General features: G+C 60.1%; 23 protein-coding genes. 7 read left to right on the top strand and 16 right to left on the bottom strand.

Annotated features, from left to right (window positions below; all coding sequences use genetic code 11):
• Window positions 1-35: 35 nt before the first annotated feature.
• The 5 genes from C9383_RS20210 to C9383_RS20230 form a co-directional block, all read right to left on the bottom strand.
• Window positions 36-2,672, bottom strand: a complete 2,637-nt coding sequence (locus C9383_RS20210) for a TonB-dependent receptor (RefSeq protein WP_090368971.1) — start codon at window positions 2,670-2,672, stop codon at window positions 36-38.
• Between the two features lie 223 nt (window positions 2,673-2,895).
• Entirely contained in the window at window positions 2,896-3,840 is a 945-nt protein-coding gene (locus tag C9383_RS20215) for a FecR domain-containing protein (protein ID WP_090368969.1), read from the bottom strand.
• A complete protein-coding gene (locus tag C9383_RS20220; RefSeq protein WP_090368967.1) occupies window positions 3,837-4,346 on the bottom strand; it encodes a sigma-70 family RNA polymerase sigma factor in 510 nt (169 codons plus the stop codon). The genes C9383_RS20215 and C9383_RS20220 overlap by 4 nt, the downstream gene beginning before the upstream one ends.
• 108 nt (window positions 4,347-4,454) lie before the next feature.
• Window positions 4,455-5,246 (bottom strand): phosphate/phosphite/phosphonate ABC transporter substrate-binding protein, encoded by a 792-nt coding sequence (locus C9383_RS20225; RefSeq protein ID WP_090368965.1) that lies wholly within the window; start codon window positions 5,244-5,246, stop codon window positions 4,455-4,457.
• Window positions 5,247-5,255: 9 nt separating this feature from the next.
• Window positions 5,256-6,185, bottom strand: a complete 930-nt coding sequence (locus C9383_RS20230; RefSeq protein WP_090368963.1) for a fatty acid desaturase — start codon at window positions 6,183-6,185, stop codon at window positions 5,256-5,258.
• Between the two features lie 133 nt (window positions 6,186-6,318).
• On the opposite strand from C9383_RS20230, the gene C9383_RS20235 reads away from it, so the two are divergent.
• Window positions 6,319-6,723: a GNAT family N-acetyltransferase gene (locus tag C9383_RS20235; RefSeq protein ID WP_090368960.1), complete on the top strand. Its 405-nt coding sequence runs from the start codon at window positions 6,319-6,321 to the stop codon at window positions 6,721-6,723.
• 37 nt (window positions 6,724-6,760) lie between these two features.
• Here C9383_RS20235 and def read toward each other — a convergent pair whose 3' ends face one another.
• The 3 genes from def to C9383_RS20250 form a co-directional block, all read right to left on the bottom strand.
• Window positions 6,761-7,300, bottom strand: coding sequence for a peptide deformylase (def, locus tag C9383_RS20240; RefSeq protein ID WP_060754105.1), 540 nt, complete (start codon window positions 7,298-7,300; stop codon window positions 6,761-6,763).
• A 3-nt stretch (window positions 7,301-7,303) separates the two neighbouring features.
• Window positions 7,304-8,254, bottom strand: coding sequence for a YihY/virulence factor BrkB family protein (locus C9383_RS20245; protein ID WP_060754106.1), 951 nt, complete (start codon window positions 8,252-8,254; stop codon window positions 7,304-7,306).
• A 180-nt stretch (window positions 8,255-8,434) separates the two neighbouring features.
• Entirely contained in the window at window positions 8,435-8,620 is a 186-nt protein-coding gene (locus C9383_RS20250; protein ID WP_090368958.1) for a CsbD family protein, read from the bottom strand.
• Window positions 8,621-8,820: 200 nt separating this feature from the next.
• Here C9383_RS20250 and C9383_RS20255 point away from each other — a divergent pair, with 200 nt between their 5' ends.
• Window positions 8,821-9,198, top strand: a complete 378-nt coding sequence (locus C9383_RS20255) for a hypothetical protein (RefSeq protein ID WP_090368956.1) — start codon at window positions 8,821-8,823, stop codon at window positions 9,196-9,198.
• Window positions 9,199-9,298: 100 nt separating this feature from the next.
• On the opposite strand, the gene fadD1 is transcribed toward C9383_RS20255, so the two are convergent.
• Window positions 9,299-10,990, bottom strand: a complete 1,692-nt coding sequence (fadD1, locus tag C9383_RS20260) for a long-chain-fatty-acid--CoA ligase FadD1 (protein ID WP_090368953.1) — start codon at window positions 10,988-10,990, stop codon at window positions 9,299-9,301.
• 378 nt (window positions 10,991-11,368) lie between these two features.
• Window positions 11,369-13,057: a long-chain-fatty-acid--CoA ligase FadD2 gene (fadD2, locus tag C9383_RS20265; RefSeq protein ID WP_090368951.1), complete on the bottom strand. Its 1,689-nt coding sequence runs from the start codon at window positions 13,055-13,057 to the stop codon at window positions 11,369-11,371.
• A gap of 234 nt (window positions 13,058-13,291) precedes the next feature.
• Between fadD2 and C9383_RS20275 the strand changes: the two genes are divergently transcribed.
• A complete protein-coding gene (locus tag C9383_RS20275) occupies window positions 13,292-14,236 on the top strand; it encodes an alpha/beta hydrolase (protein WP_060754118.1) in 945 nt (314 codons plus the stop codon).
• 65 nt (window positions 14,237-14,301) lie between these two features.
• Window positions 14,302-14,772: a MaoC family dehydratase gene (locus C9383_RS20280; protein ID WP_060754119.1), complete on the top strand. Its 471-nt coding sequence runs from the start codon at window positions 14,302-14,304 to the stop codon at window positions 14,770-14,772.
• Window positions 14,773-14,873: 101 nt separating this feature from the next.
• Here the strand turns inward: C9383_RS20280 and C9383_RS20285 are convergent, their stop codons facing one another.
• Window positions 14,874-15,341, bottom strand: coding sequence for a ferritin-like domain-containing protein (locus C9383_RS20285; RefSeq protein WP_060754120.1), 468 nt, complete (start codon window positions 15,339-15,341; stop codon window positions 14,874-14,876).
• 218 nt (window positions 15,342-15,559) lie between these two features.
• Here C9383_RS20285 and C9383_RS20290 point away from each other — a divergent pair, with 218 nt between their 5' ends.
• Together C9383_RS20290 and C9383_RS20295 are read left to right on the top strand one after the other, a co-directional pair.
• Entirely contained in the window at window positions 15,560-15,796 is a 237-nt protein-coding gene (locus tag C9383_RS20290) for a DUF3820 family protein (protein ID WP_060754121.1), read from the top strand.
• A gap of 9 nt (window positions 15,797-15,805) precedes the next feature.
• Complete coding sequence (locus tag C9383_RS20295; protein WP_090368949.1) at window positions 15,806-16,981, top strand: aminotransferase class V-fold PLP-dependent enzyme; 1,176 nt, start codon at window positions 15,806-15,808, stop codon at window positions 16,979-16,981.
• 109 nt (window positions 16,982-17,090) lie between these two features.
• Here the strand turns inward: C9383_RS20295 and C9383_RS20300 are convergent, their stop codons facing one another.
• The 3 genes from C9383_RS20300 to zwf are packed head-to-tail and all read right to left on the bottom strand — an operon-like array spanning window position 17,091 to window position 19,940.
• Window positions 17,091-17,756, bottom strand: a complete 666-nt coding sequence (locus tag C9383_RS20300; RefSeq protein ID WP_060754123.1) for a bifunctional 4-hydroxy-2-oxoglutarate aldolase/2-dehydro-3-deoxy-phosphogluconate aldolase — start codon at window positions 17,754-17,756, stop codon at window positions 17,091-17,093.
• 17 nt (window positions 17,757-17,773) lie between these two features.
• Window positions 17,774-18,487 carry a 6-phosphogluconolactonase gene (gene pgl, locus C9383_RS20305; protein WP_090368947.1) on the bottom strand — a complete coding sequence of 238 codons (714 nt, stop codon included), beginning with the start codon at window positions 18,485-18,487 and terminating at the stop codon, window positions 17,774-17,776.
• Entirely contained in the window at window positions 18,474-19,940 is a 1,467-nt protein-coding gene (zwf, locus tag C9383_RS20310; RefSeq protein WP_090368945.1) for a glucose-6-phosphate dehydrogenase, read from the bottom strand. Before zwf ends, pgl begins: the two co-directional genes overlap by 14 nt.
• A 221-nt stretch (window positions 19,941-20,161) precedes the next feature.
• Between zwf and C9383_RS20315 the strand changes: the two genes are divergently transcribed.
• Window positions 20,162-21,022 carry a MurR/RpiR family transcriptional regulator gene (locus tag C9383_RS20315; protein ID WP_174554056.1) on the top strand — a complete coding sequence of 287 codons (861 nt, stop codon included), beginning with the start codon at window positions 20,162-20,164 and terminating at the stop codon, window positions 21,020-21,022.
• 793 nt (window positions 21,023-21,815) lie between these two features.
• On the opposite strand, the gene C9383_RS20320 is transcribed toward C9383_RS20315, so the two are convergent.
• Entirely contained in the window at window positions 21,816-22,661 is an 846-nt protein-coding gene (locus C9383_RS20320) for a D-hexose-6-phosphate mutarotase (protein ID WP_060754127.1), read from the bottom strand.
• 102 nt (window positions 22,662-22,763) lie between these two features.
• Window positions 22,764-24,110 carry a carbohydrate porin gene (locus tag C9383_RS20325; RefSeq protein WP_090368943.1) on the bottom strand — a complete coding sequence of 449 codons (1,347 nt, stop codon included), beginning with the start codon at window positions 24,108-24,110 and terminating at the stop codon, window positions 22,764-22,766.
• Window positions 24,111-24,170: the final 60 nt, after the last annotated feature.

Consider the following 24,170-nt stretch of genomic DNA (forward strand, 5'->3'; position numbering starts at 1 on the left):
GAACACAGAGAACCCAATGTGGGATTGGGGATCGGTTAAAAGTCATAACTGAGCCGCGTGTAGTAGAACGCCCCTTCCGGCGCCGACGGCGACAGGTAGCTGTATTGCTGGCCAGGGGTCTGGCGCAGGCGGGTGTTGAAGTCATCGGGTTTGCTGTCGAACAGGTTGTTGGCGCCGACAGACACACGCAGTTGCTTGGTGAAGGCGTAGTTCACGTCCAGGTCGGTGTTCCATTGCGCAGCGAAGGTCTGGTCGTATTGAGCGTTGGCTTCGCTGGCGGCGTATTTGCGGTACTCGCCGTAGCGGGTTTCGCTGAGGGCGATGGTCCACGCGCCGATGCGGTGAGTCGCGCCCAGCACCCACTTGTCTTGCGGGTAGCCGTGCTCCAGGAAACCACGGGCTTCACGGGTGAGAACGTCGAAACCGTTGGGGTTCTCGTGGACCTTCTCGATCGTGGTGCGTGACTGGGTGTAACCGGCCGACAGGCTCAGCGCGCCGTACTGCGCCAGGTCCAGGTTGTACTTGCCGACGATGTCCACACCGCGCGTGCGCGTGTTGGCCGCGTTGGTCATGAACTGCGCCCAGGTGTATTGGCCAAAGCCGGCCTGTTGCAGAATCTGCTCGGCCCGTGGGCCGGAAATCCCCCCGCTGTAGAGCAGGCGGTCACGAATCGAGATCTGATAGGCGTCGATGGTTAGCGAGGCTTGTTCGATCGGACGCAGCACCAGGCCCAAGGAGTAGTTGGTGGACTTTTCGGGCTTGAGCGGCTCGGCGCCCAGGGCACGGGCGGCCAGGTTGTCGGCGGGCAGCATGCGCGTGAGGACCGGGTTGCCGTTGATGTCGACGTTGGTGGTGGTGGTCCACGAGGTGCCGATCTGGCCCAGGGTCGGTGCGCGGAACGAGTTGTTCACCGTGGCGCGCAGGCCCACTTGCGGGGTGAAGTCATAACGCGCCGAAAGCTTGCCGGTGGTGGCCGAGCCGAAGTCCGAGTAGTGCTCGGTACGCCCGGCGATGCCTACCTGGAATTTGTCGGTGAGCTGATGCTCAAGGCCGAAATACACGCCGCCCACATCACGCTTGTAGGTGCCGGCGTCGTCCGGTGTCAGGCCAGAGGCTTGTACCGCCCCCACCTGCACGCCGTTGATGCCGCCAAACGAGTAGGACTCATAGTCGCCCTCCTCCAGACGATATTGCTCATGACGGTAGGCAATACCCGCCGAGACGGTCAAAGGATGGCTCGACCAGTTGACGTCCAGATCCTTGGCGTAATCCAGGCCGATATTGGTCTGGTCATTGACCAGCGTGGCCACGTCGAATTTGGTCGGGCTGTTCAGGCCATAGCTGGGGTTGACGGTGTTGAAGGCCAATTCATCGTGTTTGTCGCGACCGTAGGTGGCACTGAGATCGAAGCGACCCAGGGTCTCGTCCTCAAAGCGGGTACCGACGGTGATTGCGCCGTCTTCGTAGCGATAGCGGTACTTGGGAATGGTGCCGTTGGGGTAGATGCCCGGCACGTTGTTCGGGTTATTGGCCAGCAATGGCGGCGTGTTGTTTACCGACTTGTCCTGGCCGAAAGTGGCGAAACTGTAGAGGCGCCACTGGTCGTTCAGGCCAATCTCGGCGTTGGCCGCCAGGTTGAATTTATCGCGCCCGGCGCCGCCCCAGCGGGGGTCTTGCACCTGGCCGTTGGCGACATACTGATCGCCAATGTCGGTGGGTTTGTTGTTGAGGGTGTTGAAACTCAAGGTCAGGAAACCGTCCCCCGGCAAGCCCAGGCCGTACCAGCCGTCCGTGCTTTTGCTGAAACCGTCGCCCTGCGCATATTTGCCCAGCTGGGTGTTCACCTGGCCGCCGCTGTCACGTTCCTTGAGCACAATGTTGATCACGCCGGCCACCGCATCCGAACCATATTGAGCCGAGGCGCCATCACGCAGCACTTCGACATGGTCGATGCTGCTGATAGGGATCATGTCCAAGTCCACCGGCTGCGCGCCAATGAACGGCACGCCACCGGAGATGTTCACCACCGCCGAGGCATGTCGGCGCTTGCCGTTGATCAGCACCAACGTCTGGTCCGGCGCCAGGCCACGCAAGGACGCACCCTTGGGGTTCTGCCCACGGGTGGCGCTCTGGTTCTGCGGGAAGTTGAACGACGGCAGCAGTTGAAAGAGTGCCTGGTTGAGGCTGATGGCGCCGGTCTGCTTGAGTTCTTCGGCGTTGATCACGTCCACCGGGGCCGCGCTGGTGAGTGCGGTGGCGTCACTGCGGCGGGTGCCGATGGCGACCACGCGGTCCAGGGTCGGCGCTTGCGCTGCGGTGGTTTGCGCCTTGGCATTGCTGGTGGCGTTTTTGCTCGCGCCTTCCTTGATGATGAACGCACCGTCCGGGCTGACCTGGACTTGCAGGCCGGTGCCCTTGAGCGCGGCGTCCACCGCCTGTTGCGCCGACAGCGAACCGTCCACGCGGGCCGAAGAATAGTTGCCCAATTGCGGCGTAAACGAGATCACCTGGCCGCTTTGGCGGCTGATGTTGAGCAGCACTTCATCCAGCGGGCCAGGTGCGATGTGGTAGACCCGACGCGCCTCTTCGGCACTGGCGGTAAACGAGAAAAACAGACTGGCCAATGGCACCAGGGCAAAGGTTCTAAGCGGCACACGGTTGAACTGACTCACTTTGGCTCCCCCCAAGGAAACGCGAGAACGCTGCTCCCCGCAGCGCTTACGCCAGTGATGTGCAACGGCGTGGGGAAACCTTGCAGATCGTTTGGTTATGTCTTTAGAACCCACACTGCACCCCCTGTGGGAGGGGGCTTGCTCCCGATAACGGTGTATCAGTGCCAAGTGCATTGGCTGACACTCCGCAATCGGGAGCAAGCCCCCTCCCACATAGGCGCCATCACGCAGCACTGACGGTCACCCACAAACCGGTGCGGCGGGTGATATGGATCGGCAAGGTCTGCGCCAGGGTGTCGAGTATTTGCTGGGGGTTGTCCAGACGGTATAGGCCACTGACACGTAGACCCGCCACGGCGGGATCCAGGCGCAGCACGCCGTTGTGATAGGGGCGCAGTGCGTCGATGACGTCGGCCAGCGGGCGGTCACGCACTTGCAGGAAGCCATCGACCCAGGCGGTGGCTCCGGTGGAACTGGCCTGCACCGGTCCGAAGCCTGCGCGGTCGTAGCGCACCTCATGGCCGGCAGCGAGTTGCAGGCGCTCACCGTTCTGGCCGTCGATTTGCACCGCACCGTTCAGGGCGACGACTTGGCCCTGCCCTTCGCGCTCGCGCAGCACAAAGCGGTTGCCGTGGGCGCGCAGACGCGCCTGGTCGGTGTAGATCAGAAAGGGCCGAATGCGGTCGCTGGCGACCTTGGCCAGTAACTCGCCTTCGCGCAGGCGCACAAGCCGCCGTTGCGGGTCGAACTGGATATCCGCCGTACTTTGCGCGTTGAGCAATAACTCGCTGCCATCCTCCAGCGTCACCGTGCGGCGCTCGCCGGTGCCGGTGCGGATATCCGCCGTGAGTTCCATCAACGGCAAGCCCAGCGGCTTGGCCAACAACGCAACGCCGAGCGCGACACCGGCGCCTGCCAGCGCAACCTGCAACACCTGGCGACGGCTGGACGGTGCCTCCAACGCCTGCTGCAACACCTGGCCACTCACCCCCTGCGCCAGGGGCACCTGGAATACGCCAAGGCGTGCTTCCAACTGTCGGCACAGCGCGTCGTGGCGCGGGTCGGCGGCACGCCATTGTGCGTAGCGCTGCCAGTCGCCCGCCGTAGCCTGGCCGGAACGCAGCAGCACGTGCCAGCTTGCGGCGCTGTCGATCAATTCGTCGTTCATTCCAGGCACAGCCGCAGGCAACGATTGAAGGCACGGTTCATGTAGTCGCTGACCGAGCGCTGGGAAATCCCCAGCTCGGCGGCGATTTCCGGGTAAGTCAGGCCATTGAGCTGGGACAGCAGGAAGGTCGCCTTGACCTTGGCCGGCAAGCCGTCGAGCAACTGGTCAATGGCTTGCAGCGCCTCAAGCATTTGCGCCAGCTCTTGTGCAGACGGTGCAGTTGAAGCTTCGTCGTTATCGAGTGCACTGAGGTAGGCACGCTCCAGATCACGGCGGCGCCACAACTGATACACCAGGCGCTGGGCAATGGTGGTGAGCAAGGCGCGAGGCTGGCGGATGGGTACCACACCCGGCGCACTCAGGAGCTGGACAAAAGTATCGGCGGCGATGTCTTCGGCATGTGCGCGGGAATCGAGGTGACGGTGCAAGCGGCCGCACAGCCAGGCGTAATGACTGCGGAATAACCCGCCCACGTAATCGCTGTGAGAAGTGTCGGCGCCGGACATAGTGGCTCCATCTGAGTAGGTTGCACGTTATGTCCGGTGTTCCGGTAAAACGATCCTAGCAAGGCTGCTTATTCTTTAATAATACTTAAAAAGTATTTTTATATAACTTTATCTTAGATCCGCATAGCCACTGGCAATGGCCTGTCGCTGGTAGTCCAGCAGCACCCTGTAGTCGTCCTCGCTGGCCGCAAGCACTTCCTGCACGCCCAAGGTTTCAGCGACCTGCGGCAAATCTTCCAGCGCCTGATTCATCGCCAGGCGTATTGCCGTGACCTGCGCATCCTGCAAGCCCCACGCGCCGATATAGGGCAGGGTCGGGCTCGGGGCGCTGTGCGCGACGATACGTAGCCCTGCCACTTCCTGCGGTGAGAATCGAGCCAGGTAGTCGTAGGTGACACTGTCGATGGCGGCAAGGTCGGCGCGGTCTTCCCGCAGCCGGCACAGGCTCTCGCGGTGGGCACCACTGATGTCGACAACGGCGAAGAAACGCCCATCGCGTTGCAACGGTGCCAGGCGCTCACGCAGCAGGTTCATGCCGCTGTTGGAGTCGTGGCCGTTGATCACACCGCGGCTGTTGTAGAAATCCGCCAGGGTGTGGCGAGGGTTATCATCGCGGGTCAGCAGCAGGCTGCAATGTGCGCCGCCACTGCTGTGGGGCAGCTCATAGCGGGGGCGGCCGATCACTCGGACCTGGCCACGCAGTTGGGTCATCAACGGATAGCCGCAGGTTTGCGCCATCAGCAACTGGGGCGCGAGCCATACGCCAGGCAAGTCAAGGTGGTCGGCGTTGAGACGACGCAGCGCCAGGTGCTCGAAGATGCGCGTCAGCCACTGGTCATTGGCCTGCCGGATCGCCTCGGGCGCGACATACATCCGCAGTTCGGCATAGTGCTCACTCATCGTCATCTCTCACGCAAAAGGGTGCCGGGGGCTATCGATGGCCTTGAGGCCATGGCGGCTGATCAACTCACCGTAGCCTTGCACCAGGAAACCACCGCTGCGGGCCACCCATTGATCACGCCGCGCACGGTAGACCGTGGGCAGCAAGTACCAGGGCAGTTTCGGCAAGTCGTGATGCACCAGGTGCAGGTTGTTGTTGAGGAACAGCCAGGTCCACGGCCAGGACGCTTCGTTGAGGACGGTGCGCTGCTCCGGTTGCGGATGCGGGCGGTGTTCATAGTAGGAACGGATCGAGGCCAGGGACAAGGCTGGCACACTGACCAGCAGCAGGTAGTGCCACACCGACAGCGCGCTGTAGTGGGCGATAAAACTCAGCATCAGCACGGTAACGCCGCCGTGGGCCAGCCACATGGGCCAGACCTGGGGCAGGCGTTGGAACTCGTGACGGGCCAGCCGGCCAATCGTCAAGGGCGCCGCCAGCAGAAAGCGGCCGAGCACGGTCTTGGTCAGCCAATGCACGCCACGTTCCAATAGCACACTGTTGTCCCATTGCCGCTGGGTGAGGTAGCGGCTTTCCGGGTCGATGCCGGGCAAGGTCAGGTCTTCATCGTTGTGGTGCAGCAGATGGCTGTCGCGATACAGCGTATAGGGATACCACACGGCAAACGGCGCGTAGCCGAGAATCTTATTGAACAGCGGCGATCGGGTGGGGTGGCCATGAAGCAGTTCATGTTGCACCGATAGCCACAGCGTCACGAGCGGAATCAGCAGCAGCGTACTCAACCACCGGCCCAGCCAGTGGCTGCCGAACATCACAGCGAACCATCCAGCGTACACGCCGATCAACAACAGCCAGGTCGGCCATTCGGTTCTGACGGTGAAGGTGTTGGCCAGGGCTTCGATTTCCCGGCGTTGGGTCGGATCAAGGTAATGGGCCATAGGCAGCTCGGAGCAGGTGTTTCCTGCTCTGTGCAATAAGCCGCAAAAATCTTGCAGATCATTGGGTGCTGAGCTTAGAAGCAAACGCATCAAGCGCTACAATCGCCGCCCTCGCCCTCTCACTGGTTTGAACATGCTTATCCAATTGCTCGCAGAACCCCTGTGGCCGCTGCTGAACAAGTTTTATCGCAGCCACAATTCGTCGATGAAGGCGCTCAAGGGCGGGCGTCTATGGGTGGCGCGGGACAGCGAAATCGTTGCCGGTCTATGCCTGACGCCGGTGGTCGGCGGGCAGTGGCTGACCGGCGTGTTCGTAGACCCGGCGTATCGTGGCCAGGGGTTGGCCGCGAAACTGATTCTCGAAGCGGTGGCAGCGTGCGAAGGCACCGTGTGGTTGCTGTGTCATCCGGACCTGGAAGGCCTGTACCAACGCATGGGTTTCACCCAGGACACACTGCTGCCGCAGTCCCTCAGCGAACGGCTGGTGCGCTACAAGCGCAACAAGCCGATGATCGCGATGGGCTTGGATCGTGGGTGATGCGTGATCCGTGCGTCCCCGGTCTTGTATCAGGCCGTCAGTCGTCGGCGGCTGGGTCCATATCGGGAAACATCACCTCGATAAAGCCGAATTTGCTGAAGTCGGTAATCCGCGACGGGTACAACCGGCCGATCAGGTGGTCGCATTCGTGCTGCACCACCCGCGCGTGGAACCCATCGGCAAACCGCACAATCGGCTCGCCCTTGGGGTCGAAACCCTCGTAGCGAATCTGTTGGTAACGGTTCACCGCGCCCCGCAAGCCTGGCACCGACAGGCAGCCCTCGTAACCCTCTTCCAGCACCGGGCTGAGCGGCGTGATCAACGGGTTGATCAGGATGGTCTGCGGTACCGGCGGCGCGTCCGGGTAGCGTTCACTGGCCTCGAAACCAAAGATCACCAGTTGCAGGTCGACGCCAATCTGCGGCGCGGCCAGGCCGACACCGCCGACGTGTTCCATGGTCTGGAACATGTCGTCGATCAGTTGCCACAGCTCGGGGCTGTCGAACATTTCCGGTGGCACCGGTGGCGCGATACGCAGCAGGCGCTCGTCGCCCATTTTCAGGATTTCACGGATCATCGATCAGACTTCGTCGGTAGTGGGTTTGGAATGGTCCCGGCCCAGGCCTGAGACGTGGCGTTTTTCATCCGTGCCGGCGGGTTCGTCGAACTGCTTTTCGCCGGGGTCCTTGCCTTCGGCCGACATGTGCTCGATCACCGCATTCATCTCCGCCCCCAGCAACAGCACGGCGGCAGAAATGTAGAAGTACAGGAGCAGCACGATAATCGCACCGATACTGCCGTACATGGCGTTGTAGTCGGCGAAGGTTTTCACGTAATAGCCGAAGCCCAGGGAAGCGACGATCCAGACCACCACGGCCAGTACCGAGCCTGGTGTGATGAAGCGGAATTTCTGCTGCACATCGGGCATCACGTAGTACATGAGGGCCACGGCGAACATCAGCAGGATCACGATCACCGGCCAACGCAGGATGGTCCACAGGGTGACCACGAACTCTTCCATGCCGATCTGCCCGGCAAGCCATTCCATCACTTGCGGGCCCAGTACCATCAACGCGGCAGCGGCGAGAAGCATGCCGGCGATACCGATGGTGTAGAAAACCGAGAGCGGAAAACGCTTCCAGATCGGCCGGCCTTCAACGACATCGTAGGCGGCGTTCATCGCGCTCATCATCAGGCGCACACCGGCGGAGGCGGTCCACAAGGCGATCACGATACCCACCGAGAGCAAGCCACCCTTGGATTGCTGCAACTGGTCGATCACCGGGTTGACCTGCTCCAGCGCCTGCGGCGGCAACACCAGTTCCGACTGCAGACGCAGCCAACTGAAAAAGTCCGGCAGGTGCAGGAAACCGATCAGGGCGATCAGGAACAGCAGGAAGGGGAACAACGAAAACAGCATCTGGTAGGCCAGTGCCGAGGCGTAGGTGGGCATTTCGTCATCGACGAATTCCGTGACGGTGCGCACCAGCACTTTATGGAGCTTGAGACCGTTCAGTACCGGAAAAATCATAGCGTCTCCTTTCGCCGCAAAAGGTTGAGTTCGTGGGCGACTCAGGGGCCGTTTTCTACATCAAGGTAGCCCATTTGGCGACCTTGAAACAATTTCGAAACTTTAACCGCAGCACATGACACAAAAACGGCCATCCGTGGATGGCCGTCGGGCTGCGTAAATCCAGCCAGCGATTGCGCACTACTTGGTCGCTTTTTTCACCGCATCCTTGGTATCACCGATTGCCTTTTCGACCTGGCCTTTCTTTTCCTGCACGACGCCTTCGGCGCGCAGTTTGTCGTTGCCAGTGACCTTGCCGACGCCTTGCTTGATGTTGCCGACCAGCTCGTCTTTCAAACCTTTTGCCTTGTCCGATGTACTGCTCATGGTATCTCTCCGAAGAACAATCAGGTGTTTTGGGCATTGCAAGAAGATGGACCCGAAGCGGTACGGCAGAGTTTCAATTATTTTTTCGGTGCGCATTTCATCGAAAGCGGCAGGTTTGGCTTTATGTTTTGCGGCCAACCCCTGAGAATGCCCGGCACATTCAGGCTATAACGCTGAATAACAGATCCCGTAGGAAGGTTATGAAACTCAATAAAGCACAGGCCATCGCCCGCCGAAACACCGAACTGGGCGGTGCCGTACTCGGCGTCAACAACTGCCACTTCACCGACCTGGACCGCAAGCGCAATATCTGGTGGTTCGACCTGCCGGTAGGCCGCATTGCCGTGGGCCAGTACGAGTGGATACACCTGCTGATGCACAACGCCGAGACCGATCAGTTGCTGCACTTGAAGGTGCCAACGGTGTTCCTGCGCGAAAATCTCGAAGGGCTGGTGGTGCGCAACGCCGGCAAGCGCAAGCCGGAGATCACCCTTGAGCTGAGCGCCGACAAGGATTCGTTCCTCAAGGACGTACGCCCGGCGGGTGCGGGGTTGAGTTTCGCGCAGTTCGCCCTGTAGACACCGGATTAAAATGCGTGGGGCTTGCTCCCGATAGCAGTGTGTAAGTCAGCACATCAGGTACTGAGCCACCGCTATCGGGAGCAAGCCCCCTTCCACCTTACTTCTTCAAGCCGAGCTTCTTCAGCTCTTCATCGCGCAATTCACGGCGCAGGATCTTGCCCACGTTGGTGGTCGGCAACGCATCGCGGAACTCGACGGCCTTGGGCACCTTGTAGCCGGTGACGTTGGCGCGCATATGCTCCATCACCTGGTCCTTGGTCAGGGTGGCCCCTGGCTTGACCACGATGAAGATCTTGATGTGTTCCCCGGACTTCTCGTCCGGCACGCCGATGGCCGCGCATTGCAGCACGCCCGGCAAGGCTGCCAGCACGTCTTCCAGTTCATTGGGGTAGACGTTGAAACCGGAGACCAGAATCATGTCCTTCTTGCGGTCCACAATGCGCATGTAGCCGTCCGGCTGGATGATCGCGATATCACCGGTCTTCAGCCAGCCTTCGCTGTCGAGGATCTCGGCGGTGGCATCTTCGCGCTGCCAGTATCCCTTCATCACCTGCGGGCCTTTGATGCACAGCTCGCCGGTTTCGCCCAGCGGCAACTCGGCGCCGTCGTCGGCGATGACTTTGCATACCGTCGACGGTACCGGAATACCGATGGTCCCGATCTGAATGCTCTGGCTCGGGTTGACCGTGGCCACCGGGCTGGTTTCGGTCATGCCATAGCCTTCGCAGATGTTGCAGCCGGTGACGGCCTTCCAACGTTCGGCGGCGGCGAGCTGCAAGGCCATGCCGCCCGACAGGGTGACTTTGAGTGCAGAGAAGTCCAGCTTGCGGAAGCCTTCGTTATTGCACAGCGCCACGAACAAGGTATTCAGCCCGACAAAACCGCTGAACTTCCACTTCGACAGTTCCTTGACCATCGCCGGCAGGTCGCGTGGGTTGCTGATCAGGATGTTGTGGTTGCCGATCAACATCATCGCCATGCAATGAAAGGTGAACGCGTAGATGTGGTACAGCGGCAGCGGCGTGATCAGGATCTCGCAACCCTCGTTGAGGTTGGAGCCCATCAGCGCCTTGCACTGCAGCATGTTGGCGACCAGGTTACGATGGGTCAGCATCGCGCCCTTGGCCACGCCGGTGGTGCCGCCGGTGTACTGCAGAACGGCCACATCGCCACTGGCCGGGCTGACGTCGTTGACCGGTTGCCCCTGCCCCTTGGCCAGCACATCGTTGAACTTGATCGCCTTGGGCAAGTGATAGGCCGGGACCATTTTCTTCACGTACTTGATGACGCTGTTGATCAGCAGGCGCTTGAACGGCGACAACAGGTCAGCGACTTCAGTGACGATCACGTGCTTGACGGAGGTCTTGGGTACGACCTTTTCCGCCAGGTGCGCCATGTTGGCCAGGCAGACCAGGGCCTTGGCCCCGGAATCATTGAATTGGTGTTCCATTTCCCGCGCGGTGTACAGCGGGTTGGTGTTGACCACGATCAGGCCGGCGCGGATGGCGCCGAATACCGCGACCGGGTATTGCAGGACGTTGGGCAGTTGCACGGCGATTCGGTCGCCAGGCTTCAAGTCGGTGTGCTGTTGCAGGTAGGCGGCAAAGGCGCCGGACAATTCGTACAGTTCACCGTAGGTGATCGTCTTGCCCAGGTTGCTGAAAGCCGGTTTGTTGGCGAAGCGCTGGCAGGACTGTTTCAGTACCGCCTGAATATTCTGATACTCGTCTGGATTGATTTGTGCAGCAATCCCGGCGGGGTACTTATCCTTCCAAAAGTCTTCGTTCATGGAAGCCCACTCCTCAGCGACGCGAATTCATCATCGCATTTGATGCGATTATTATTGGTGTATGTTTTTTTAGGTGAGTCTGGCGCTTTCAAGCAGGCCGAGAAGTCACAAAGCGCGCCGAGAGTAGCAGCTTTGCCAAGGGCCGCCTAGAGCCAAAAGAGAGCCCTACAGTCATAAACACGACTGTCCTACAATATTTGGTCACACTTAAAACATTGACCGCACATACCAGAGAAAGGCTCTGGAATAGGCTTTTCAGGGCAAAAAAACAATGTGGGAGGGGGCTTGCTCCCGATAGCGGTGTCCCAGTCGATACATCGGGTGACTGATACACCGCTATCGGGAGCAAGCCCCCTCCCACATAGAGCTCATGTCAAATCAGGCGATATCGCGAAGCTCGCGCCGCAAGATCTTGCCCACCGGCGTCATCGGCAACGAGTCGCGCAGCACGATGTGCTTGGGCACCTTGTACCCCGTGAAGTTGTCCTTGCAGTACGCCTTCAGCTCTTCAAGGCTAACCCCCTGGGCACGTGCCACCACGAACAGTTTCACGGCCTCCCCGGTACGCTCATCCGGCACGCCGATCACCGCACAGTTGGCCACCGCAGGGTGCGCCATCACCACGTCTTCGATCTCGTTGGGGTAGACGTTGAAACCCGAGACGATAATCAGGTCTTTCTTGCGGTCGACAATGCTGACGAAACCATCGGTGTCGATCACCGCAATGTCGCCGGTCTTGAGCCAGCCCTCGGCGTCCAGGGTCTCGGCGGTGGCCACCGGCTGTTGCCAGTAACCTTTCATGACCTGCGGGCCCTTGATGCACAACTCGCCCCGCTCGCCCAATGGCAACTCATGGCCGTCATCGTCTATGACCTTCATGGCGGTGCCCGGCACCGGGATCCCCACGGTGCCCAGCCGCGAAAGGCTGCCGTAAGGGTTGGTGCTCGCCACGGGTGAGGTTTCGGTCAGGCCGTAACCTTCGCCGATGGAGCACCCGGTGAGCGCCTTCCAACGCTCGGCCGTGGCCTTGACCAGGGCGGTGCCGCCGGAGTTGGTGATCTTCAGGTGGGAGAAGTCCAGAGTCTTGAAATCCGGGTGGTCCATCAACGCGACAAACAGCGTGTTGAGCCCCAGCAGGCAGGAGAATCGCCACTTCTTCAGTTCCTTGATGAAGCCGTCGATATCCCGCGGGTTGGTGATCAACACGTTGTGGTTGCCGGTCACCATCATGCACATGCAGTTCGCCGTGAAGGCATAGATATGGTAGAGCGGCAGCGGCGCGATCATCACTTCCTGCCCTTCCTTCACCAGCGGCTGCCCGTCATCGGTGACCTGGGACATGCAGGCCCGCACCTGTTGCATGTTCGCCACCAGGTTGCCGTGGGTGAGCATCGCGCCCTTGGCCAGGCCGGTGGTACCGCCGGTGTATTGCAGCACCGCGATGTCATCCAGGCCCACCAGGTGGCGCGTCACGCCCAGGCCCGCGCCCATGCGCAAAGCGCGCTTGAAGGACACGGCCCGAGGCAGGTTGTAGGCCGGGACCATCTTCTTGACCTTATCGACCACGGTATTGACCAGCCAGCCTTTGGCGGCGGGCATGAAGTCGCCCATTCTGGCTTCAATCAGGTAATCGATCTCGGTGTCGCTGCACACCTCCTGCACGCGCGAGCCGAACAGGTTGAGGTAGACCAGCGCACGCACGCCGGCATCCTTGAACTGGTGGCGCATCTCGCGTGGGGTGTACAACGGGTTGGTGTTGACCACGATCAGCCCGGCGCGCAATGCACCGAACACAGCGATGGGGTAATGCAGCACGTTGGGCATCTGCACCGCGATGCGCTCGCCCGGCTTGAGGTCGGTATGCTGCTGCAGGTAACCGGCGAACGCCGCGCTCTGGCGCTCAAGCTCGGCGTAGGTCAGGGTAATGCCCATGTTGCTGAACGCCGGACGGTCGGCAAAGGCCTTGCAGGAACGCTCGAAGACTTCGATCACCGACTTGTAGCTGGTGAGGTCGATGCCAGTGGGAACGCCCGCCGCGCGTTTGTCATTCCAGAAATCAGGTTGCATTATTCTTGTCCCCTTACCTGAGTATGTCCGGCCGCTGTAGCGATCACTGCAGTGATGAAAAAGCAGGCTGCTATAAAAAGCGGAGCTTTGGGGACGTTAGCAGCTATGGCCAACCAGGCAAATACGCCAAACCGTTTCATTGATTGTATGAATCTTGTCTCTGAGGCGTAGGCAGATGTCCGGCCCTCGGCGAATGAGCTATACATTGCATCGACTCCGAGCAAAGGAAGCGCCATGAACCACTGCACCTTCTGGCTGACCGCGAATGACCACAGCCGCCTGTACGTCAATCAATGGCTGCCGGACGGCCCTGCCCGGGCCATCATCATGCTGTCCCATGGCATGGCCGAGCACAGTGGTCGCTACGCACGCCTGGCCCAGGCCCTGTGTGCAGCCGGTTACGGGGTGTATGCGCCGGACCAGCGCGGCCATGGCCGTACGGCGGATGAAGGCACCCTGGGGTTGTACGCCGAGCATGACGGCTGGAACAAAGTCGTCGGCGATCTGGCCAGCCTCAACCAGCACATCGCCCTTCAACAGCCGGGGCTGCCGATCATTCTGCTGGGCCACAGCATGGGCAGCTATATCGCCCAGGCCTACCTGTTGCACCACAGCGCCAGCCTGGATGGGGCGATTCTCAGCGGGTCGAATTTCCAGCCCGTGGCGTTGTACCGTGCCGCCAGGGTGATCGCACGCATCGAGCGCGCGCGCCAGGGTTTGCGCGGGCGCAGCGCACTGATCGACTTTTTATCGTTCGGCTCATTCAACAAGGCATTCAAGCCCAACCGTACGGCGTTTGACTGGCTCAGCCGTGATCCGGATGAAGTGGACAAGTACGTCAACGACCCGCTGTGCGGTTTCCGTTGCACCAACCAATTGTGGGTCGACCTGCTGGGCGGCTTGCAGCAAATCAGCAAAGCGTCCAATCTCGCCCAGATCGATCCGGGCCTGCCGATTCTGGTAATAGGTGGCGAATGTGATCCGGTGAGTGAGGGCAAGCGTCTCAAAAGCCTGGCCCATGCCCTGCGTGAGGCCGGCTGCCAGCACCTGCAATTGAATATCTACCCGCAGGCGCGTCACGAAGTATTCAATGAAACCAACCGCGATGAAGTCACTGCGGATGTGCTGACGTGGCTCGAACAGGCGCTGACTTTACGCCGGCCGACCCGCTGCGAGTAACTTCTTGATAAGTCGTTTAAAATCAGCCAATTAATTTACCGATTAGCCACAGGATGCACCCCTAGATGACCCAGGTTACCAACACCCCGTACGAAGCCCTCGAAGTCGGCCAGACCGCCAGCTACAGCAAGACCGTCGAAGAGCGGGATATCCAGTTGTTCGCCGCGATGTCCGGCGACCACAACCCGGTGCACCTGGATGCCGAGTACGCCAAGGCCACCATGTTCAAGGAGCGTATTGCCCACGGCATGTTCAGCGGCGCCCTGATCAGCGCGGCGGTGGCCTGTGAGCTGCCTGGGCCGGGCACCATCTATATCGGCCAGCAGATGAGCTTCCAGAAACCGGTGAAAATCGGCGACACCCTGACCGTGCGCCTGGAAATCCTCGAGAAACTGCCGAAATTTCGTGTACGTATCGCCACCCGCGTGTTCAACCAGAACGATGAGTTGGTAGTGGACGGCGAGGCGGAAATTCTTGCACCGCGCAAGCAACAGGTCGTGACCCTGACAGCGCTGCCGCCGATCAGCATCGGCTGACAAGCCCGCCCTTACACAGGCTTGCTCCCAATAAAAAAGGGTCAGTCACCCGATAAAGTGACTGACCCTCTTTTATTGGGGGAGCAAGCCCCCAGCAGCACTTACGACTGGGCGCGAGCCTGGTTACGCAGGGCTTTTACCTGGTCGTGGTTGCGCTGTACGCCGTGGTACTGACGCTCAACCAGATCACGAATACCCAGCAGGTTGTGCTTGTTGATCTTCTCGATCGCTTCCCGGTAAGCCTTGAGGGCATGGTCTTCACCGCGCTCGGCTTCATTGAGGACCGCTTCCTCATCTTTACCGGTCACCATCGACTTCACGTCGACCCAACCACGGTGCAGTGCACCGGCTACGCTGCCGGAGTTTTCCGGATCGCCGCCCAGCGCACGTACGGCGGTTTTCAGTTCTTCAGCGGCTGTACCGCAATCGACGGAACGCTTGGCGAACAGGGCCTTGAGTTCTGGGTGCTTGATGTCTTCAGCGCACTCCTTGAAACCTTTTTGACCGTCGATGCTGGTTTCGATCAGGTCATTGAGTACGGAGATCGATTCTTTATTGATGTCAGTCATTTTTCAATTCCTTGGGCAGGTTTAAAGAAGCTTGTTTAAAGCTTGCATGAGGTATTGCAGCGCCCGTGCCAAGTTTTTCAATAAAAAATTCTGTTTAATTTTCAGTTAGTTACGAAATATTGAACCATCTGTATGGACGTTATTTGCATGATCTGTCATTTGGCCTTCATGCAAAATACCTGTATTTTTCAAGCTCTCCCCTCAATCGCTTGATGCTCATGAACCCGGAAAAACTCGAACTGCTGATCACCCGCGAAATGCCTTTTGGCAAATACAAGGGACGGATCATTGCCGACCTGCCGGGGCCCTACCTCAACTGGTTCGCCCGCGAAGGTTTCCCCCATGGCGAGCTGGGTGGCTTACTGGCATTGATGCAGGAAATCGACCACAACGGTCTGTCCGACCTACTCGAACCGCTACGCGTGAAACACGGTAAACCCGCCCCTCGCCATTAGAGCCTCGCCATGCCACGGAATGCACAGAACGAACACCACTGGCACACCATCGCCCAGCGCTATGAGCTGGAACCCGGTCCGATCAATCTGGAAAACGGTTACTTCGGGCGCATGAGCCGTGCGGTGCGTACGCAATACCTGGAGCACGTCGCCTTTATCAATCGCAGTAACTCGGTGCATGTTCGCCAGCAGTTCGAACAAGGCGAAAACGTCGAGATACGCCGCCAACTGGCCGGGCTGATCGATGCCGAACCTGAATCCATCGCCTTCACGCGCAACGCCACCGAGGCCTTGCAGTCGCTGATCCGCAACTACAATCGCCTGCAACCGGGCGATCAGGTGCTGATCAGCGACCTGGAGTACGACACGGTCAAGGGGGCCATGCGGTGGTTGGCGGGTTATCGCGGCGTGGACGTGATCGAGGTGTCCCACACTCACCCGGCCAGTTTCGACAGCCTGCTACAGACCTATCGCGAGACCTTCAGCCGGTACCCGCGTTTAAAGCTGATGGCGCTGACCCACGTTACCCACCGCACCGGCCTGGTCATGCCCGTTGCGGCGATCGCCAAGGCTGCACGCGAGCAGGGCATCGACGTGATCCTCGACGGGGCCCACGCCCTGGGCCAGATCGAGTTCAACCTGGCCGAGCTGGGCATCCAGTTCGCCGGCTTCAACCTGCACAAATGGATCGGCGCACCGCTAACGCTGGGTTTTCTCTACATCGCTCCCGAGCGCCTGGCGGATATCGACCCGGACATGGGCGAATTCCACTACCCCAGCACGGATGTACGCGCACGCACGCCCTACAGCACGCCGAACTTTCCGGCACTGATGACGCTGCCGCTGGTGCTTGAAGAACATCGCGACGTGGGTGGCGCCGCGGCCAAAGGTGCGCGGGTGAATTACCTGCGGGATCTGTGGGTGAGCCGCGTGCGGCCATTGCCGGGGATTGAAGTGCTGACGCCGGATGATCCGCGACTGTATTGCGGGATCACGGCATTCAAGTTCATAGGGCGGGACCAGCAGGTGATGGCGGAGCGCTTGCTCAAGGATTACGGCCTGTTCACCACGACCCGCGTCGGCGCTGCGTTTGGCACCTGCATACGCGTGACGCCCGGCCTGGCGACCTCGGCGGCGGACATCGATGCCCTGGTCGACGCCATTACCGAACTGAGCACAGATTAAAAATGTGAGGTTGGCAGCAGGTTTTTCAGGCAAAAAAAAAGCGGCACACCGACCAAGTGCACCGCAAAAATGCCGTTAAGCACAGCAACAACGATTCAGTAAAAGCGGATCAATCCAGCAGTGCCAGCGCTTGCGCGGTAACTTCCTGGATGCGGGCCCAGTCGCCGTTCTTGACCCACTCAGGGTCCAGCATCCAGCTACCACCCACGCACATCACGTTTTTCAACGCCATGTAGTTTTTGATGTTGGCCGGGCCAACACCGCCGGTCGGGCAGAATTTCACTTCGCCGAACGGGCCACCGAGGGCCTTGATCGCGGCAACGCCACCGCTGACTTCGGCGGGGAACAGCTTGAAGCGGCGATAGCCCAGGCCATAGCCTTCCATGATGCCGGAGGCGTTGCTGATGCCTGGCAGCAGCGGGATCGGGCTGTGCACCGAGGCTTCCAGCAGGTCACGGGTAATGCCGGGGGTGACGATAAATTGCGAACCGGCCACCTCGGCCGCTTCGAGCATATGACGGTCGAGCACGGTGCCGGCACCGGTGCACAGTTCCGGGCGTTGCTCGCGCAAGACCTGAATGGCCTTGAGGCCGAACTCGGAACGCAAGGTCACTTCCAATGCGGTCAAACCACCGGCTGCCAGGGCATCGGCCAGCGGCAGGATGTCCTGTTCGCGGGCGATGGTGATCACCGGCAGAATCCGCGCCTTGGCGCAGAGGCTGTCGATCAGGGCAACTTTATCCGCCATGGATACGGTCGGTTGAGGGCTGTTCATAGCGGCTGATCCTTGGCTCATGGGCACCAGTAAATCTCTAGAGTGGGTTGCAAAAACGCGCGAATCGGCATGGCAGCAACGTCATCACTGGCCAGCGCGGCGCTCAAGGTGGTCAATTTCGAACTGCCGGCAATCGACAGTACGGTGTAGTTCGCCGTGGACAGCAAGGCGCGACTCATGGTCAGGCGCTGGTGCGGCACGGTCGGCGCCAACATCGGCCAGCAACGGCGGGTACCGTTGGGTTGCAGGGCGTCGCTCAGGTTCGGGCTGTTGGGAAACAGCGACGCGGTGTGGCCGTCATCGCCCATGCCCAGCACCAGCACATCAATGGCTGGCAACTCGCCCAGCAAGCGATCGGCCTGCAAGGCTGCCTCTTCAAGATTGGCCGCGGCGCTGTACAGGCTCAGGAACCTGGCCTTGGCCGCCGGGCCTTGCAGCAAGTGCTGCTTCAACAGGCCGGCGTTGCTGTCGGCATGCTCCACCGGCACCCAGCGCTCATCGGCCAGGGTGACGGTGACCTTCGACCAGTCCAGGCCCTGCTTGGCCAGGCTCTGGAAGAACGCCACGGGGCTGCGGCCGCCGGACACGACCAGGGTCGCATCACCACGGGCACTGATGGCCGCACGCAGCTGTTCGGCCACGTCGTTGGCCAAGCCATCCGCCAGCAAGGCGGCTGTGCGGTACTCATGGGCCGTCACGCCCTGAGGCAGTTTCAGTTCAGATATCGCCATACCACGACCTCCCATCCCGCGTGATCAGTGCAATCGAGCTCATCGGCCCCCAGGAACCCGCCGCATACGGCTTGGGCGCATCACCGGACTTCTTCCACCCGGCGATCAACTGGTCACACCACTTCCACGCGGCTTCGATTTCATCTTTGCGGACAAACAGGTTCTGATTGCCGCGCATCACTTCCAGCAACAACCGCTCGTAGGCATCGGGAATGCGTGCGCTGCGGTAGGTATCGGAAAAATTCAATTGCAGCGGGCCACTGCGCAGTTGCATGCCCTTGTCCAGGCCCTGCTCCTTGGTCATCACACGCAAGGAAATACCTTCGTCCGGCTGCAGGCGGATGATCAGCTTGTTGCTGATCTGCAGGCGCTGCTCGGGAGCGAAGATGTAGTGCGACGGCTCCTTGAAGTGGATGACGATCTGCGACAGTTTTTGCGGCATGCGCTTGCCGGTACGCAGGTAGAACGGCACGCCGGCCCAACGCCAGTTACGGATATCGGCCCGCAGGGCGACGAAGGTCTCGGTGTCGCTCTGGGTGTTGGAATTCTCTTCTTCCAGGTAACCCGGCACCGGCTTGCCGGCGCTGTAGCCGGCGATGTACTGGCCGCGCACCACTTGGGTGGTCAAGCCATCCGGGCTGATCGGTGCCAGCGCCTTGAGCACCTTGACCTTCTCGTCTCGAATACTGTCGGCGGACAGGTCGGCCGGTGGGTCCATGGCGATCAGGCAAAGCAGCTGCAGCAAGTGATTCTGGATCATGTCCCGCAGTTGGCCGGCCTTGTCGAAGTAACCCCAGCGGCCTTCGATACCGACCTGCTCGGCCACGGTGATTTCCACGTGGGAAATGTAGTTCTGGTTCCACTGGGTTTCGAACAGGCTGTTGGCAAACCGCAGTGCGATCAGGTTCTGGACGGTTTCCTTGCCCAGGTAGTGGTCGATGCGATACGTGCGGTTTTCCGGGAAAAACTGCGCCACGGCGTCGTTGACCTTGCGCGAGGATTCCAGGTCGGAGCCGATGGGCTTTTCCAGGACCACCCGGGTATTTTCAGCCAGGCCGACCTTGGCCAGGTTTTCGCAGATAGCGCCATATACCGCCGCCGGTGTGGCGAAGTAGGCGATCAGTCGTTGCTCGCCTCCGACTTTTTCAGCGAGGGCGACGTAGTCGTCAGCCTGCATGAAATCGACATGCACATAGACCAGGCGCGCCAGGAAGCGCTGGGCCACGGTCTCGTCCATTTCCTTGCCGACGTAGTTGCGCAGTTCTTTTCCGATGTGGGCCAGGTGCTGTTGCTCGGACCCGGCTTCACGGGCCAGGGCCAGGATGCGCGTGTCGTCGTGCAAGAGCCCGGCGCCATCGAGTTGATAGAGGGCAGGAAATAACTTGCGCAGCGCCAGATCACCCAAGGCGCCAAACAGGGCAAAGGTGCAGGGTTCTACGGTTATCGAAGGCATGATGTTTGTTCTTTTATCAAGTTAAGCTACAAATACCTTTTTTCAAGGCATCACTCAAGGAAAAATGTAGTAATAACCACAACATTTTCCCAAAATACGCATTCCGAGTGGTGGTGTTCAGCTACCCTCAGTAGGATAGGCCACCTCAAAGGGCCGCTCGTCGATTGGTTGCTGCCCTTAATATTTGCATCGTCGCCCGAAGGAAAGACTGAATGGACCGCGTGCGAAATCTTCTGGAACAGATCCAGAACCGCCTCGAAGAATTAAACAAGGCCGAGCGCAAAGTCGCTGAAGTCATCCTGCTTAACCCGCAGCAGGCCACCCGCTTCTCGATCGCCGCCCTCGCCCAGGCCGCCTCGGTCAGTGAGCCGACGGTCAACCGTTTCTGCCGTTCGTTCGGTGTCAGCGGTTACCCTGAACTGAAATTGCAGTTGGCGCAAAGCCTGGCCAGTGGCGCGGCCTATGTCAGCCGCGCAGTGGAGGCCGATGATAACCCTGAGGCGTATACCCAGAAGATCTTCGGCAGCGCCATTGCCTCCCTGGACAGCGCCTGCCAGGCCCTGGACCCGGCCCTGATCAGCAAGGCCGTGGATTTGCTGATCCAGGCGCGGCAGATCCACTTCTTCGGCCTGGGCGCCTCGGCCCCGGTGGCCATGGACGCGCTGCACAAGTTTTTCCGCTTCAACCTGGCGGTGACCGCGCATGCCGACGTGCTGATGCAGCGCATGATCGCTTCGGTGGCCCATACGGGCGAACTGTTCGTAATCATTTCCTACACCGGGCGTACCCGCGAGCTGGTGGAAGTGGCGCGTATCGCACGCAGCAATGGTGCTTCGGTGCTGGGCGTGACTGCCGAAAACTCACCGCTGGCCAAGGCCAGCACCGTGAGTCTGAACATTCCGCTGCCGGAAGACACCGACATCTACATGCCGATGACGTCGCGGATCATCCAACTGACGGTACTGGATGTGCTGGCGACCGGCATGACCTTGCGTCGCGGGGTGGATTTCCAGCCGCATCTGCGCAAGATCAAAGAGAGCTTGAATGACAGCCGGTATCCGGTGGGCGACGAATTCAACTAGCCACTGATCGTTCCCACGCTCTGCGTGGGTACGCCGCCCTGGACGCTCTGCGTCCGCTGTTGAAAGTCGTGACGCGGAGCATCACTGGATGCATTCCCACGCGGAGCGTGGGAACGATCTAAAGCCCACACATGACATCTGATCGTTCCCACGCTCTGCGTGGGAACGCCGCCCTGGACGCTCTGCGTCCGCTGTTGAAAGTCGTGACGCGGAGCATCACTGGATGCATTCCCACGCGGAGCGTGGGAACGATCTAAAGCCCACACATGACATCTGATCGTTCCCACGCTCTGCGTGGGAACGCCGCCCTGGACGCTCCGCGTCCGCTGCTGGAAGTCGTGACGCGCAGCATCACTGGATGCATTCCCACGCGGAGCGTGGGAACGATCTAAAGCCCACACATGACATCTGATCGTTCCCACGCTCGGCGTGGGAACGCCGCCCTGGACGCTCTGCGTCCGCTGCTGAAAGTGGTGACGCGGAGCATCACTGGATGCATTCCCACGCGGAGCGTGGGAACGATCTAAAGCCCACACATGACATCTAATCGTTCCCACGCTCGGCGTGGGAACGCCGCCCTGGACGCTCTGCGTCCGCTGCTGAAAGTCGTGACGCGGAGCATCACTGGATGCATTCCCACGCGGAGCGTGGGAACGATCTAAAGCCCACACATGACATCTGATCGTTCCCACGCTCTGCGTGGGTACGCCGCCCTGGACGCTCTGCGTCCGCTGCTGGAAGTCGTGACGCGCAGCATCACTGGATGCATTCCCACGCGGAGCGTGGGAACGATCTAAGCTCCTGCTCTGGCCTGCAAGCTCAGATGCGCCCTCTCCCCCGGCGCCAGGCTGGCTCCGGCCATTGCCGACTCCACGCACACAAAGCCCGACGCCTCATTGAAACTCACGCCCAGCAAGGGCCGGCTCCCCGGATGCCACACCACGGTGTCCGCGCTGTCGCCGGTGTCGATACACAGTTCCCGCTGCCAGGCATGGTCTTTGAGATGCAATTCGCCCTCATGCTGGAACACCCGCTGGCATCCACCGTCTACTCGCAACTCACCTTCCTGCTGGCAGACCTGACGGTTGAGCTGGTCATAACCTTGCGCCCCGTCGAGTCCAGACAGCGCTACCTCATCAACGTGACCAATACGCCAGTAAGCGTGCAAAGCATGGCTCAACTGGCAAGGGAGTTCGTCCTGATGTTCAGTGCTCAGGCGCAATTCCAGGGTTTCGCCCAGGTGCGCATGCAGGTCGACCTGCCAGTCGCAGAGGCGTAACTGCCAGTGCAGGCGCACACCATCGTCGTCGCTGCTGCTGTCGAGCAGCTTCCAGTCGATCAGCCGCGCCCAGCCATGGGACGGCCATGCGTTTTCACTCGGATGGCGGCCATACCAGGGCCAGCACACCGGCACACCACCACGGATGGCCCCCACCTGTGGCCACTTGGCTGCACACCACAACCAGGGTTTCTGGCCGTGCGGTTGGAAATGCAACAGTTGCGCGCCCTGGCGACTGAACACGGCCTGGCACAGCGGATGGTCGATCACCAATACGTCGCGCATCTGAAAGCGCTCCCAGGCGAACACCGGACGCTCGCGCAGGGATTTGAAAAAGCGTTGCAGCGGATGCTCATGCATGTGCCACGGTCCTGAAGATCATCACAGTGCGCCCCAAAAAAAGCGGGTAGCCATGGCTACCCGCAAAATGCGCACAGAGAGAAGGAGCTTATCGCAACAGCGTTAGAACGTAGACTGAATTTTCAGGCCCGCTACCAACGCGTTGTCGACTTGGTCGACGCCACCTGGGTTCTTGATGTATTGCAGGTTAGGACGCACGGTCAGCCAGTTGGTGACGTGAATGCCATAGTTGAGCTCGACGTTGTACTCGGTGTTACGCAGAGGCGCGTAACCCGCCTGGCTGTAGTCGGTGAAACCACCCGCCTCATTGAGCAACTCGGAGTTTTTCTTCACATCACTGTTGGCGTGGATACGGGAAATACCAATACCGACGTCATCTTTGGCACGGGCATCAAATGGCCCTTTGTACACCAGCATCAGCGACTGGTAGTTATCGACCAGGTTGGTGTCTTTATCGTGGAAGGTCGCGTTGGCGGCAATGTTCAAGCCGCGCGAAGCATCACCGTTATGCGTGGTGAGTTGCTGTTGCGCAACGAACCAGTAACCGGTTTTGCTGCTGCGCAGACGGTAGGCTGCGCCGGTGGTGGCCGCATCGTTACCATTGACGTCTTCACGTACATCGCTGGCGTCGGCCGCGCTCTTGTAGTAACCCACACGGTATTCGCCCGGCAGGTTGTTAACCTTCGGCGACCAGACCAATTCCACCGGAATCACAGTACCCTTGGTACCGCTGCCGCTGAGTTTGAAGCCGTTACCGTGCTCCAGCTGCGACGGGTTCTGGTTGTACGCACCGATTTGCGCATACAGCTCTGGCGTGATGTTGTACTTCAAGCGGATAGCGGCCTGGGCCACCGGCCAGTTGTACCAGGTGTTGACGTAGTTACCCACTTGCGAGCCGCAGAACGACAGGTTCTGGAAGTCGCATGGGAAGGTGTTGAAGTCTTCGCCTTCGCCGAAGTAGCCGAGTTTCACGTCCAGCTTGTTGTCGAACATCTGGTGCTGGATCCAGAACTGGGTCAGACGCACCATGTGGCCACGGCCGTAGACTTCCATGGACGAGCTCAGCGTGCCGGCACGCGGGTCGCCGATACGGTCGTTGGAGATGTTCTGGCCGTTACGGTTGGTCAACTGGATCTTGGCCTGGGTGTTGTCCCAGCCCCACAGTTTCTGCAGGTCCAGCGCCACGCCCAGACCGAACTGGTCGGAGTAACGGCCAGTCTTGTCGTCGTTGTAGCCGCCATGCAGGTTGGCGCCCATTTCACCCACGTAGTCAGCCTTGATGTCGATACCTTGCTCGATCAGCTTGGTCCGCTCGCCGCCCCAATCACCGGTCATCCACTTGGAGTCGGCACTGAATGCATCGGCCGCCATCGCATTGGCGGACAGTACAAGGGCTGCTGCTGCTGACAGTTGGCAGATCAGCCGGGTGTTGTTGTGTTGCTTTTTCATCCCTACATCCTCGTCTTTATTGTTATTAAACTGTTTTTATCTAACGCGGGTTACATTTTT

The sequence above is a fragment of the Pseudomonas palleroniana genome, assembly GCF_003031675.1.
In the GTDB taxonomy this organism is placed as follows: domain Bacteria; phylum Pseudomonadota; class Gammaproteobacteria; order Pseudomonadales; family Pseudomonadaceae; genus Aquipseudomonas; species Aquipseudomonas palleroniana.

What these genes read in the sequence shown, in the direction of transcription:
- C9383_RS20255 (WP_090368956.1), top strand. Translation starts at nt 8,821, where the DNA reads ATGAAACTCAATAAAGCACAGGCCATCGCCCGCCGAAACACCGAACTG.
- C9383_RS20325 (WP_090368943.1), bottom strand. Translation starts at nt 24,110, where the DNA reads ATGAAAAAGCAACACAACAACACCCGGCTGATCTGCCAACTGTCAGCA.
- C9383_RS20250 (WP_090368958.1), bottom strand. Translation starts at nt 8,620, where the DNA reads ATGAGCAGTACATCGGACAAGGCAAAAGGTTTGAAAGACGAGCTGGTC.
- fadD2 (WP_090368951.1), bottom strand. Translation starts at nt 13,057, where the DNA reads ATGCAACCTGATTTCTGGAATGACAAACGCGCGGCGGGCGTTCCCACT.
- C9383_RS20290 (WP_060754121.1), top strand. Translation starts at nt 15,560, where the DNA reads ATGAACCCGGAAAAACTCGAACTGCTGATCACCCGCGAAATGCCTTTT.
- C9383_RS20215 (WP_090368969.1), bottom strand. Translation starts at nt 3,840, where the DNA reads ATGAACGACGAATTGATCGACAGCGCCGCAAGCTGGCACGTGCTGCTG.
- pgl (WP_090368947.1), bottom strand. Translation starts at nt 18,487, where the DNA reads ATGGCGATATCTGAACTGAAACTGCCTCAGGGCGTGACGGCCCATGAG.
- C9383_RS20245 (WP_060754106.1), bottom strand. Translation starts at nt 8,254, where the DNA reads ATGATTTTTCCGGTACTGAACGGTCTCAAGCTCCATAAAGTGCTGGTG.
- C9383_RS20220 (WP_090368967.1), bottom strand. Translation starts at nt 4,346, where the DNA reads ATGTCCGGCGCCGACACTTCTCACAGCGATTACGTGGGCGGGTTATTC.
- C9383_RS20225 (WP_090368965.1), bottom strand. Translation starts at nt 5,246, where the DNA reads ATGAGTGAGCACTATGCCGAACTGCGGATGTATGTCGCGCCCGAGGCG.
- fadD1 (WP_090368953.1), bottom strand. Translation starts at nt 10,990, where the DNA reads ATGAACGAAGACTTTTGGAAGGATAAGTACCCCGCCGGGATTGCTGCA.
- C9383_RS20320 (WP_060754127.1), bottom strand. Translation starts at nt 22,661, where the DNA reads ATGCATGAGCATCCGCTGCAACGCTTTTTCAAATCCCTGCGCGAGCGT.
- C9383_RS20285 (WP_060754120.1), bottom strand. Translation starts at nt 15,341, where the DNA reads ATGACTGACATCAATAAAGAATCGATCTCCGTACTCAATGACCTGATC.
- C9383_RS20275 (WP_060754118.1), top strand. Translation starts at nt 13,292, where the DNA reads ATGAACCACTGCACCTTCTGGCTGACCGCGAATGACCACAGCCGCCTG.
- C9383_RS20295 (WP_090368949.1), top strand. Translation starts at nt 15,806, where the DNA reads ATGCCACGGAATGCACAGAACGAACACCACTGGCACACCATCGCCCAG.
- C9383_RS20235 (WP_090368960.1), top strand. Translation starts at nt 6,319, where the DNA reads ATGCTTATCCAATTGCTCGCAGAACCCCTGTGGCCGCTGCTGAACAAG.
- def (WP_060754105.1), bottom strand. Translation starts at nt 7,300, where the DNA reads ATGATCCGTGAAATCCTGAAAATGGGCGACGAGCGCCTGCTGCGTATC.
- C9383_RS20300 (WP_060754123.1), bottom strand. Translation starts at nt 17,756, where the DNA reads ATGAACAGCCCTCAACCGACCGTATCCATGGCGGATAAAGTTGCCCTG.
- C9383_RS20230 (WP_090368963.1), bottom strand. Translation starts at nt 6,185, where the DNA reads ATGGCCCATTACCTTGATCCGACCCAACGCCGGGAAATCGAAGCCCTG.
- zwf (WP_090368945.1), bottom strand. Translation starts at nt 19,940, where the DNA reads ATGCCTTCGATAACCGTAGAACCCTGCACCTTTGCCCTGTTTGGCGCC.
- C9383_RS20280 (WP_060754119.1), top strand. Translation starts at nt 14,302, where the DNA reads ATGACCCAGGTTACCAACACCCCGTACGAAGCCCTCGAAGTCGGCCAG.